Consider the following 11,984-nt stretch of genomic DNA (forward strand, 5'->3'; position numbering starts at 1 on the left):
TCAATTCGCCTCCAGGCCGCACAGCTCGCGCAACAAACGGCCATCGAGGTGTTTTTCCACCAGGTCGGCCAGACGCTCGATATCCCGCTCGCGCAGCCCGTGATAATCCACCTGCTGCACATCCTGCAAACCCGCCCAACGCAGCAGTGCGCTACACGCGGCAGGCGACTCGAACAGGCCATGCAGATAAGTCCCGAAAATCTGCCCGTCAGCACTTTGCGCGCCGTCACTGCGGCCGTCGTCCAGACGTACGGCTGCGTTTTCCAATGCAGCACCGCTGGTGACACCTGCGTGGATTTCATAGCCACAGACTTCGGCGTCTTCCAGCACCAGACGTCCGCGCACATTACGCAACTGCTTCTCGGCTTCCAGCACCGTGCTCATGTCCAGCAAGCCCAGACCGGGGCTGGAACCTGCCGCGCCCTCAAGGCCCAACGGATCATGCAACTGCTGGCCCAGCATCTGCAGGCCGCCGCAAATGCCCAGCAGCTTGCCGCCATAGCGCAGATGCCGGTCAATGGCAGTGTCCCAGCCATTGGCGCGCAGGTAAGTCAGGTCGCTGCGCACACTTTTCGAGCCCGGCAGGATGATCAGATCAGCAGGAGGCACAGGCTGACCGGGGCCGATGAATTGCAGATTGACCTGCGGATGCAGGCGCAGCGGATCGAAATCGGTGTGGTTGCTGATGCGTGGCAGCACTGGCACCACGACATTCAGCACTTGCTCGACCTTGTCGGTCTGGCGTCGATCCAGACCGTCCTCGGCTTCCAGGTGCAAATCCATCACATACGGCAACACGCCCACCACCGGCTTGCCGGTGCGCGCTTCGAGCCAGTCCAGCCCCGGTTGCAGCAGCGCGATATCGCCACGAAAACGGTTGATGACAAACCCTTTGACCCGCGCCTGCTCGCTGGGCGACAGCAACTCCAGCGTACCGACCAGATGCGCGAACACGCCGCCGCGGTTGATATCGGCGACCAGCAACACCGGGCAATCCACCGCTTCGGCAAACCCCATATTGGCGATGTCGTTGGCGCGCAGATTGATCTCCGCAGGCGAACCGGCACCCTCCACCATGATCACTGGATAAGCCTCGCCCAGGCGCTGGTGCGACTCCAGCACCGCTTTCATCGCGATCTCTTTATAGCCGTGATAGGCCACCGCATTCATGGTAGTGACAGCGCGGCCATGAATGATGACCTGTGCTCCGGTATCGCTATTGGGCTTGAGCAGCACCGGGTTCATGTCGGTGTGGGGTTCAAGCCCGCAGGCCTGGGCCTGTACAGCCTGGGCACGACCGATCTCCCCGCCGTCTGCCGTCACCGCGCTGTTGAGCGCCATGTTCTGCGGCTTGAACGGCACCACCTTGACGCCCTGACGGGTCAGCCAGCGACAAAGCGCGGTTACCAGCGTGCTTTTGCCAGCATCGGACGTCGTGCCTTGCACCATCAACGTGGTCATGGGGTTTCCTTGCGGTATTCAAGCAGTACATTTTCCAGGCGCAGCCAGTCGGCCTCTTCGCAAGGCAGACCAAAACGCAGACTGGTGACCGAACCCTCACCATCGAACAAGCGCAGCAACACGCCACGCCGGGCAAAGAAGTCATGGAGGGCTTGTGCCTGCTCCGTAACCACCCACTGGAACAGCGCGCAGCCACCCTGCGGGCTCAGGCCGTTATTGCTGAGCAATGTCGCCAATCGCTGGCTGGCCTGATCGCAGCGCAAGCGCTGCCGGGCATGGCCTTCCAGATCACCCAGGCACACCTGACCCAGAATCCGTGTCGGGCCGCTGACCGCCCAAGGGCCGATCTGCTCCGCCAACGATTTCAACAGGCCCGGCTCAGCCAGCACGAAACCCAGCCTTACACCGGCAAGGCCAAAGAACTTGCCGAACGAACGCAACACGATCAAACCAACCCGCCAGGTTTCGGCCGCCAGACTCGCGTCAGGCGTGTTATCCATGAATGCCTCATCGACCACCAGCCAGCCGCCGCGCTCGGCCAGACGAGCGTGCCATTCCAGAAGACGTTCCGAGGTCAGGTGCAGGCCCGTGGGATTGTTGGGGTTGACCACCACCAGCACGTCTAGGCTGTCCAGGAAGTATTCCACTTCATGTTCCCGGACTTCGCGCACCAGAAATCCGCTTTTGCGCCAGGCATGGGCATGTTCGGCATAACACGGCGACAAGACACCGACCCGGCAGGTACTGCGCACACGTGGCAGTGCCTGGATCGCCGCTTGCGACCCGGGCACCGGCAACAGATGAGGCACGCCGTAATAAGCACAGGCTGCGGCCTCCAGACCATCATCGTTTTCCGGCAAGCGTGCCCAGGCCTGTGGCGCAATGTCTGGAATCGGCCACGCCCAGGGCGCGATGCCGGTGGACAGGTCCAGCCAGTCAGCGCGGTCGATACCGTAATGTTGCGCTGCCGCCCGCAGGCGACCACCGTGCTCAAGCATAGAACTCGGCCCCCATGCACAAGATCAGCAACCACAGCCAGACGCCTCTCTGCACCAGTTGCCAGCCGCGGTCGATAGCATTCGCATCGGCCGGCACACCCTCGCCCAGTTGCGGACGCTGATGCAGCTCACCGTGATAGATCGCCGCGCCACCCAGCTCAACACCCAGGGCACCGGCACCGGCCGCCATCACAGGCCCGGCATTGGGGCTGTCCCAGGTCGGCCCTTGGGTTCGCCAGCAGCGCAAGGCAAGGCGAGTCTTGCCCAGCAGCGCGTAGGTCAAGGCCACCAGACGCGCAGGAATATAGTTGAGCAGGTCGTCGATTTTCGCCGCAGCCCAGCCGAAGCGCTCGAAACGCTCGTTGCGATACCCCCACATGGCATCCAGCGTGTTGCTCAGTCGGTACAAAACCACGCCGGGCGCACCGGCCACCGCAAACCAGAACAGCGCGGCAAACACCGCATCGCTGCCGTTTTCCAGTACGGACTCGGTTGCCGCCCGAGCAACTTGCGTCTCGTCCAGTTCGGTGGTCTGGCGGCTGACCAGATAACCGACCCGGCGCCGCGCCTCCTCCAGATTGCCCGAGCGCAGGGCCTGAGCAACCGGCTCCACATGTTCGCCCAGGCTGCGCAGCCCCAGCGCACAATACAGCGCCAGAATTTCCACCAGCCAGCCGACATAGGGCAACCAGCTCAAGAGTGTTGCCAGCAGGGTCAATGGCACCACGGCCAGAAACCAGGCCGTGACGCCATGGCTGCGCCAGCCGCGACCGCCGGAATTGAAACGCTGCTCTATACGGTCGGCCAAACGACCGAACGCCACCAGCGGATGTGAGCGTTTCGGCTCGCCGAGCAACGCATCCAGCGCCACACCGGCAACGCTCAACAGCGCCACACTCATGGACTCACTCCCCATTGATTTTCATACAGCAATTCATTGAGTGGCCGAGCCTGCGCCCAGCCTTCCAGCACCAGCATCGGCGCAGGATAAAACTCTTTCACCGGCCCCAGACACAGAATCGCCAGGGGTTTTGCGCCTTCGGGCATGCCCAGCAGGCTGGCCAGTTGCTGCGGGTCGAACAGCGACACCCAGCCCATGCCCAGCCCTTCGGCGCGGGAAGCCAGCCACAGGTTCTGGATCGCGCAGGACAAGGACGCCATGTCCATTTCCGGCAAGGTCCGGCGACCGAAGATATGCTTCTCGCGGTCCTCCATGAGCGCGGCGACCAACACCTCGGCGCAATCGCTGATGCCCTCGACCTTGAGCTTCATGAATTCGTCGGCACGCTCGCCCAGGGCTTCGGCAGTACGTACCCGCTCCTCCTCCACCTGAGCCTGCATCTTCGCCCGCAATGCCGGGTCGCTGATGCGGATAAAACGCCAGGGTTGCATCAAACCGACACTGGGCGCCTGATGCGCCGCCTCAAGCAAACGTGCAAGCAGTTCAGGCGCCACGCTGCCGCCACTGAAGTGACGCATGTCGCGACGCTCGGCAATCGCCCGATATACCGCTTCCCGCTCCTGGGGGCTGAACGCTTGATCGGTCATGGTGTAAACAGCGCCGCAACCGCCTGGGGATTGGAAGGGAAATAGAAATGAACGTAAGAAGCTGTCAGACGCCCGTTGCGGTACACCGCCTCTGCGCCTCGTCCGCCATTGGGGCTGACGCCACGGGCAATGGGCTGCAACTCGGTGCTGGTCAGGGAATGGTGATAGGTGTGTCCGCGCAGCAAGCCTTCAGGCAGCTCGACCGCTTGCAACGCCAACGCCGCCAGACGCTTTTGCATCACCGCCTCGCCATTCAGCAAGCCTACCAGTTCTGCCCGCTGCCCTTCGACATCGGTCAGGGCATCGAGCAGATACAACATGCCGCCGCACTCGGCCAGGATCGGCTTGCCCGCCTGATGATGGGCACGAATCGCCGTCAGCATCGGAGCGTTTTCGGCCAGAGCAGCATGGTGCAGCTCCGGGTAACCGCCAGGGAGATACAGGCTGTCGGCCTCGGGCAACCGGCTATCGCGGATCGGCGAGAAGAACGACAGCTCCGCCCCCATGGCTCGCAGCAGGTCAAGGCTCGCGCCATAGGCAAAGGCAAAGGCCTCGTCACGAGCAATCGCGATACGCACGCCAGCCAATAAAGGTTCGGCAGGCACCGGATCCGGCGCATTGAAAGTCACAGCGGGCGGCAAGGCCACTTCACAGGTGCTGGCCAGCGCATCGGCGGCGGCATCCAGACGCAGGTCCAGATCGTTGAGTTCACTGGCCTGCACCAGCCCCAGATGACGGCTGGGCAATTCGATACCGGTTTCACGGGACAGCGCGCCATACCAGCGCAGGCCTTCAGTCAGGCTGCCTTCGAGCAGTTGCGCATGACGCACGGTGCCGACCCGATTGGCCAGTACCCCGGCGAACGGCAAGTCCGGCTGGTAACGCGCCAACCCCAAAGCCAGCGCCCCGAAGGTCTGGGCCATGGCCGTGCCGTCGATCACGCCCAGCACCGGAACGCCGAAATGACGAGCAAGATCGGCGCTGGACGGCGTACCGTCGAACAGCCCCATCACACCTTCGATCAGGATCAGATCTGCCTCATCGGCCGCTTCCCACAACAGGCGTCGGCTTTCGTCGGCACCCACCATCCACAGATCAAGTTGATAGACCGGCGCGCCGCTGGCCCGCTCCAGAATCATCGGGTCCAGAAAGTCAGGCCCGCACTTGAACACACGGACCTTGCGGCCCTGATTACGGTGCAAGCGTGCCAGCGCAGCGGTGACCGTGGTCTTGCCCTGCCCGGACGCGGGCGCGGCAATCAATACTGCCGGGCAATGACGCGGCGCTCTCATAACGGTTTACTCACAACTCGATGCCTTTTTGCGCACGAATTCCGGCCTGGAACGCATGCTTGACTACGCCGATCTCGGAAACGGTATCGGACAGATCGATCAATTCGGGTTTGGCGCCACGGCCGGTCACCACCACATGCTGCATCGGTGGACGGGCTTGCAGGTCACTCAGTACTTGTTCCAGATCCAGATAGCCGTGCTTGAGGGCGATATTCAGCTCATCGAGGATCACCAGCCCGATGCTCGGATCGCGAAGCATTTCACGGGAAACTTCCCAGGCGGCTTCAGCGGCAGCGATATCACGCTGACGATCCTGGGTTTCCCAGGTGAAACCCTCGCCCATCACGTGGTAACGCACCTGCTCGGGGAAACGCCGGAAGAACAGTTCTTCGCCGGTGCTGTTGCGGCCTTTGATGAACTGCACCACGCCGCACTGCATGTCGTGCCCCATGGCCCGGGCGAGCATGCCGAATGCAGAGCTGCTTTTACCCTTGCCATTACCGGTCAATACCAGCAGCAAGCCACACTCGTTGGGAGCGTTGGCAATACGCTCGTCAATTACCGCCTTCTTGCGCAGCATGCGCGCCAGATGACGTTCGTCACGTTCGGGGGATTCGTTCATCTCAGCTCTCCGCTTGAGGGCACGCGAAAGCAGACGGAAGGACAGCATCAGACAGCACGGCAAAGCCCTGCGCAGAGCATCGCCCGCCGTGATGCTGTTGAGTGGATCAGGCCGGTCTCCGGGCTCATGAGCAGGCATCTGCCTGACCTGCGCGCCTTCCCGTGTCCTGGGACACAGTGGCATCGAGCGCAGTCTTGACTCATTTACCGTTGCGGGGGCAGCGCCGGGATCGGAGTTGCAATGCCTCCTCACCGGCTTCCCTGTTTCACTTTGCCAATCGAGGACTGCAAAGCACCTGAAACAAGCCGCGAAGGGTAGAGGGTTGGGGTGGGAGCGTCAATCGACACAACAGGATTGAACCTCGACAGTGCAGGTATCTCCTATCTTTTAACTGACCACTGACCGTTATGGAGATCGGCATGTTCACACTTAAACCGCAGCTTGCCTTGCTGCTTCTGGTTGCCGGGGGCCTTGTAGCCTGCGGCGAGTCCTCGACACTGCAAGTCTCGGATGGCACCGGCCCTTCGCCCAGGCTGCCCGAGCCGAACAAGACCCTGATCCCCACCGTCAATATCGCGCCCGCCGTGGGCTGGGAAAAGAACGCCAAACCGGTCGCAGCGCCCGGCACTCAGGTCGCGGCGTTTGCCGAAGGGCTGGATCACCCGCGCTGGCTATACGTACTACCCAATGGCGACGTGCTGGTCGCGGAAACCAATGCGCCGCCCAAACCTGACGACTCCAAAGGCATACGCGGCTGGGTCATGGAAAAGGTCATGAACCGTGCCGGGGCTGGCGTACCCAGCGCCAACCGAATCACCCTGCTACGCGACAAAGACCACGACGGCGTGGCCGAAACGCGCACGGTCTTTCTGCAAAACCTCAACTCGCCCTTCGGCATGACGCTGGTGGGCAACAAGCTCTATATAGCCGACACCGACCGCCTGATCAGCTTCCCCTATGAAACCGGCCAGACCTCCATCAACGCCCAGCCGACCAAGGTCGTCGACTTGCCTGGCGGCACGCTCAACCATCACTGGACCAAGAACGTGATCGCCAGCAAGGACGGCAGCAAGCTGTACGTCACTGTCGGCTCCAACAGCAATGTGGGCGAAAACGGCATGGATCAGGAAGAAGGCCGCGCCGCGATCTGGGAAGTGGACGCTGCCACCGGCCAACACCGGATTTTCGCCTCGGGCCTGCGCAACCCCAATGGCATGGACTGGGAACCACACACCGGCAAGTTGTGGACAGCCGTCAACGAGCGCGACGAGATCGGCAGCGATCTGGTGCCTGACTACGTCACCTCGGTGCAGGATGGCGGCTTCTATGGCTGGCCCTACAGCTATTACGGCCAGAATGTAGATGTGCGGGTCAAACCCCAGAAACCGGAACTGGTCGCCAAGGCCATCTCCCCGGATTACGCGGTCGGCCCGCACACGGCATCGCTGGGGCTGGTGTTCGCCGATGGCAAGACACTGGCGTCGCCGTTCAACGAAGGCCTGTTCATCGGCCAGCACGGCTCATGGAATCGCAAGCCACACAGCGGCTATAAAGTGGTGTTCATCCCCTTCAGCGGCGGCAAACCCACTGGCGCACCAGTGGATGTACTGACCGGCTTCCTGAGTGCAGACGAAAAAGCCCAGGGGCGCCCGGTGGGTGTGGTCAATGACCAGCATGGCGGATTGTTGGTAGCGGATGACGTGGGCAACAAGATCTGGCGAGTGACGTCAGTGAAATGACCCACGCCCCGGTAGAGGCTCTGCGCTCGGTCATGCCGCGTTGAAAACAGGCTGGGTAGGAGCGAATTTATTCGCGAGAGGCCTGTACATCCGAAGAAAATGTATAGGCCTTCAATGACGTCTCGCGAATGAATTCGCTCCTACGCGGGTGTTAATTATGCAGCTGTGCGTTCTGCGCCAGGTTCGAGGGCTGGATCACGCGCTTGGCGTTGAGATAGGCCTTTTGCCAATACGGCTTGTCCAGGCTGTCCAGCTTCACCGTGCCACCGGTCGCCGGGGCATGCACGAAGCGCCCCTCTCCGACATAGATGCCCGCATGGGAAACCTGCGAGCCACCCGATGTTGCAAAGAACACCAGATCACCGGATTGCAGCTGTTCACGCCCGACATTCGGCGCACCCATCACGATCATGTCGCGGGTGGAGCGCGGCAACGAGATACCCGCCGCGTCACGATACACATAGCCGATCAGGCCACTGCAATCGAACCCCGAATCCGGCGTGTTGCCGCCCCAGCGATAAGGCGTGCCGACCAGCCCAAGCGCACGGAACAGTACGTCTTCGGCAGCCTGGGAGAGAACTTGCGGGGGAGCAGAAAGCACCGGACGTTGAACGACACGGGACTGAGGAGGTGGCGAGCTGGCACAAGCACCCAGCAACGCAGCGATGGAGATGACCGCCAGACGTAACGTAATCGACATAACCACAACAACCTGATCTGGATGCGGCCTACGCTGCCGAGAATCGAAAAAAGCAGACAGGCTCATGCCTGTCTGCGTATCACATCATTTATGGCGCTTGATTGTAGTCGATGTCATTGCGGTGGTCTGGACAGGCTCGCTTGAGGGAGCCATTGCCAGGGCACGCTTGGCTTCGATGAAGGTCTTGCTCCAGTAAGCGTCATCGAGGCTGTCGATGCGCACACCGCCGCTGCGGCGGCTGCTGGAATGGATGAACTGATCGTCACCCAGATAAATGGCTGCGTGGCTCACACGACCGCGACCACGGGTGCTGAAGAACAGCAGGTCACCGGGCTTGAGGTCATTACGCGAAACCAGAGGCGCATTCACGTTGATCATTTCGCGAGTGGAACGCGGCAGGCTCATGCCAGCCTCTTCGCGGAACAGATAACCGATGAAACCGCTGCAATCGAAACCCGAAGTGGTCGAAGAACCACCGAAACGGTAGCGCGTACCGATCAGGGACTTGCCACGTTCAAGGATGCTGTCGGCCAGAACCGGCAACTGGTAAGGCTTGTTGTCAGCAAAACCGGCCAGTTCGTCTTCGGTGGCGAGTTCTTCCTGCAACATGGCTGCGTCTGCACGGCGAGCAGCAGACTGCGAGCTGGTGGAATTCGTGTACTGCGGTTGTTGCTCTTGAGATACCGGTAAATTGGCAGAGCAACCAAACAAAAAAGTAACGAGTGCGAGGGGCACGAGGGGTGCGAAGCGAACTACTTGCATGGGCACGACCGTGGCTGAACTGTTAAGAAGGCGAGACTATGCCCGCTATCAAGATGATTTGCAAATTCAATCGAATCAAATGTGACTTATGAGTTTTTCCATGACATGTGCCGCTCGGCACTTCAGAAAAACGTCCATCTGCGCGCTGTGATCGGTGGCCGCCGGATTGATTTCTGCGGTGAATCCCCCGCAAATACGGGTGCGCAGCACAGGTTCGTGGATATAGGGGAAGCTGGCGGTGGTGCCGATGCTCAGCACTGCATCAAAGCCTTTGGCCATCTCCTCATAAAGTGTTTCAAGAGCTTGCTCCGGCAACATCTCCTGAAACAGCACGACGGACGGTCGCAAAACGCCACTACATTTCTCGCACAAGGGCGGCAACGGACGTTGCAGGTGTTCACTCAAATGAGGGTCTTTTTCGCCACAGGCCTGGCAAAAAAGTGGAGCCATTTGCCCGTGGATCTCGATCAGGCGCTCAGGCGGGCTGCCTGCGGCGCGATGATAGCCATCGACGTTCTGGGTCAGCACCCAGCATTCGGGCTTGATCCTCTGCAATTGAGCAATGGCGTAATGCGCAGCATTGGGCTGCCCGCCAAGACAGGCCTTGCCCAGCTCGGCAATGTACTTCCAGCACAGTTCGGGATCACGGCGCAGCATCGGCCCCGACAAGGCCACCTCGATCGGCAGGCCATCATCGGTCTTGCCGTTATACAGCCCGCCAACACCGCGATAGGTCGGCAGACCCGAATCAGCCGAAAGCCCCGCGCCGGTAATCACCAGGATCCGCTGAGCATGGCGCAGTGCTGCCGCCGTCTGCATCAGCAAGGCCTGATCTACCAACCCAGGGTTTCCTTCAAGAAGGGAATGGTCAGCTTGCGCTTTTCCTGAAGAGAGGCCTGATCAAGACGCTCCAGCAACTCGAACAAGGCGCTCATGCTGCGCGTGCCGCGGGTGAGGATGAAATGCCCGACTTCGTCGGTCAGGTGCAGGCCGCGACGGGAAGCACGCAGTTGCAGGGCGCGCAGCTTGTCCTCATCGGACAGAGGGCGCATCTGGAACACCAGCGCCATGGTCAGTCGGGATTTGAGGTCAGGCAGCTTGACCGGCAACTCGCGTGGCGACTGGGAGGCGGCGATCAGCAGGCGACGCCCGCTGTCACGCAAACGGTTGAACAGATGAAACAACGCTTCTTCCCACTCCGGCTTGCCCACTACCGCTTGCAGGTCGTCCAGGCAAACCAGCTCGTACTGCTCAAGGTGATCGAACAGCTCGACGCCTTCATCGATCACTTCGGCCAGGGGCAGATACACCGAAGGCTCACCCATCTGCTCGAAGCGCAGGCACGCGGCCTGAAGCAAGTGCGTACGACCCACGCCATCCTTGCCCCACAGATAGATCAGGCTTTCCGTCCACCCCGCATCGGCCTCGCACAGGCGCTCGACATAGCCGAGTGCCGCAGCATTGGCGCCGGGATAGTAATTGATGAAAGTGGCGTCATCACGCAGACGAACACTCAGGGGCAGCTGAATCGGTTTCATGCTGGCTGACACGGTTCAGGCGAACCGCTAAGGGCCTCTGGGAAAGTGCGCAAAGTTTATACCCGTGACGGCGACGGCACAATGCGCCATACCCCAAGCAAAATCAAAGACTTGCGCTTTGGCGCTACAAACCTTCGCCAACCGGGCCTGCATGACCCTGTTGGCGAAAATGTCTGAGCGCCGGATTCAGGAGAACGACAAAGCTCTATAGATCAGGGTCTTCCATGCCGCCGTAGACTTCGGAGCTCTTATAAATGTCATGAATATGACGCACCAGCACCATGATCACTGCCGCTACCGGCAACGCCAGCAGAATGCCGGTAAAACCGAATAGCTCGCCACCGGCCAGAATCGCAAAGATCACTGCCACCGGATGCAGACCGATCCGGTCGCCCACCAGCAACGGCGTGAGCACCATGCCTTCGAGCATCTGGCCAATCATGAACACGGCAACGATGCCCAGCAGCGGATACAGCTCGCCGCCGAACTGGAACAACCCGGCAACCAGTGCAGCACCGATACCGATCACAAAGCCCATATAAGGCACGATGGCCGCAAGCCCAGCGATCACGCCGATCAGAAGCCCAAGCTCAAGACCGACCAGCATAAGGCCAGCCGCGTAGATCACACCCAGACCGACCATCACCAGCAACTGGCCACGAATGAACGCACCCAGCACCTCATGGCATTCGCCGGCCAGTTTCACGACCTGATCCTCACGATGACGAGGCAGCAGGCCACGGACCTTGCCCATCATCAGGTCCCAGTCACGCAGCAGGTAGAAACACACCACCGGGATCAGCACCAGATTGGTCAGCCAGCCGATCAGCGCAAGGCTCGATGCCGTGGCTTGCGACAACACCACGCTGACGATATCCCCCGCCTTGCCCATGTGCTCGGAAATTGCCGTCTTGACCTTGTCGAACTTCCAGAAACCGTCAGACAAGCCGAACTTGGCTTGCACCCACGGCAAAGCCGTATGCTGCAACCAGTCGAGAATCTGCGGGGCCAGCTCATAAAGACGGAACAACTGCTTGGCCAGCATCGGCACCAGAACCAGCAGCAGCGCCATCAGCACCAGCGTGAACAGACCGAATACCGCCACCACCCCCAGCGTTCTCGACATCCCTAACCTTTCAAGACGATCAACCAGCGGATCACCCATATAGGCCAGCAGCAGCGCTACCAGAAACGGCATCAGAATCGGATGCAGCATAAATATGAACGCAGCCAGCAGAGCAATCCCGCCAAGCAAGTACCAACGCCTTGTATCAGTCATCAATGACCCCAACCCCAGGAAAAAACGTACTCCGGCACTCTTTGC

At 60.7% G+C, this 11,984-nt stretch carries 12 protein-coding genes and 1 riboswitch; of the genes, 1 reads left to right on the forward strand and 11 read right to left on the reverse strand.

The window, feature by feature from the left end:
- Genes JL015_RS02105 through cobO form a run of 6 tightly spaced genes read right to left on the reverse strand, consistent with a single transcriptional unit; the run spans position 1 to position 5,921 of the window.
- Complete coding sequence (locus JL015_RS02105) at positions 1–1,461, reverse strand: cobyric acid synthase (protein WP_201017244.1); 1,461 nt, start codon at positions 1,459–1,461, stop codon at positions 1–3.
- Positions 1,458–2,459 carry a threonine-phosphate decarboxylase CobD gene (cobD, locus tag JL015_RS02110; RefSeq protein ID WP_201017245.1) on the reverse strand — a complete coding sequence of 334 codons (1,002 nt, stop codon included), beginning with the start codon at positions 2,457–2,459 and terminating at the stop codon, positions 1,458–1,460. Before cobD ends, JL015_RS02105 begins: the two co-directional genes overlap by 4 nt.
- The gene (gene cbiB / locus JL015_RS02115; RefSeq protein ID WP_201017246.1) at positions 2,452–3,360 is read right to left on the reverse strand and encodes an adenosylcobinamide-phosphate synthase CbiB; all 909 of its coding nucleotides are present in this window, start codon (positions 3,358–3,360) and stop codon (positions 2,452–2,454) included. The genes cobD and cbiB overlap by 8 nt, the downstream gene beginning before the upstream one ends.
- Positions 3,357–4,007: a 5,6-dimethylbenzimidazole synthase gene (gene bluB / locus JL015_RS02120; protein ID WP_201017247.1), complete on the reverse strand. Its 651-nt coding sequence runs from the start codon at positions 4,005–4,007 to the stop codon at positions 3,357–3,359. The genes cbiB and bluB overlap by 4 nt, the downstream gene beginning before the upstream one ends.
- A complete protein-coding gene (locus JL015_RS02125) occupies positions 4,004–5,299 on the reverse strand; it encodes a cobyrinate a,c-diamide synthase (RefSeq protein ID WP_201017248.1) in 1,296 nt (431 codons plus the stop codon). The genes bluB and JL015_RS02125 overlap by 4 nt, the downstream gene beginning before the upstream one ends.
- 10 nt (positions 5,300–5,309) lie before the next feature.
- The gene (gene cobO, locus JL015_RS02130; protein WP_200999963.1) at positions 5,310–5,921 is read right to left on the reverse strand and encodes a cob(I)yrinic acid a,c-diamide adenosyltransferase; all 612 of its coding nucleotides are present in this window, start codon (positions 5,919–5,921) and stop codon (positions 5,310–5,312) included.
- A gap of 92 nt (positions 5,922–6,013) precedes the next feature.
- Positions 6,014–6,235, reverse strand: a riboswitch (cobalamin riboswitch).
- A gap of 105 nt (positions 6,236–6,340) precedes the next feature.
- On the opposite strand from cobO, the gene JL015_RS02135 reads away from it, so the two are divergent.
- Positions 6,341–7,660 (forward strand): PQQ-dependent sugar dehydrogenase, encoded by a 1,320-nt coding sequence (locus tag JL015_RS02135; RefSeq protein WP_201017249.1) that lies wholly within the window; start codon positions 6,341–6,343, stop codon positions 7,658–7,660.
- 151 nt (positions 7,661–7,811) lie between these two features.
- Here JL015_RS02135 and JL015_RS02140 read toward each other — a convergent pair whose 3' ends face one another.
- From JL015_RS02140 to JL015_RS02160, 5 genes are all read right to left on the reverse strand, one after another.
- Entirely contained in the window at positions 7,812–8,360 is a 549-nt protein-coding gene (locus JL015_RS02140; RefSeq protein ID WP_200999965.1) for a C40 family peptidase, read from the reverse strand.
- An 84-nt stretch (positions 8,361–8,444) separates the two neighbouring features.
- Positions 8,445–9,122, reverse strand: coding sequence for a C40 family peptidase (locus JL015_RS02145; RefSeq protein WP_200999966.1), 678 nt, complete (start codon positions 9,120–9,122; stop codon positions 8,445–8,447).
- A gap of 75 nt (positions 9,123–9,197) precedes the next feature.
- Positions 9,198–9,962, reverse strand: a complete 765-nt coding sequence (locus JL015_RS02150; protein ID WP_201017250.1) for an NAD-dependent deacylase — start codon at positions 9,960–9,962, stop codon at positions 9,198–9,200.
- The gene (gene hda / locus JL015_RS02155; protein ID WP_200999968.1) at positions 9,956–10,660 is read right to left on the reverse strand and encodes a DnaA regulatory inactivator Hda; all 705 of its coding nucleotides are present in this window, start codon (positions 10,658–10,660) and stop codon (positions 9,956–9,958) included. Before hda ends, JL015_RS02150 begins: the two co-directional genes overlap by 7 nt.
- 205 nt (positions 10,661–10,865) lie before the next feature.
- The gene (locus JL015_RS02160; protein WP_201017251.1) at positions 10,866–11,939 is read right to left on the reverse strand and encodes an AI-2E family transporter; all 1,074 of its coding nucleotides are present in this window, start codon (positions 11,937–11,939) and stop codon (positions 10,866–10,868) included.
- Positions 11,940–11,984 lie beyond the last annotated feature (45 nt).

This window comes from Pseudomonas cichorii, assembly GCF_015471405.1.
Classification (GTDB): domain Bacteria; phylum Pseudomonadota; class Gammaproteobacteria; order Pseudomonadales; family Pseudomonadaceae; genus Aquipseudomonas; species Aquipseudomonas serbiensis.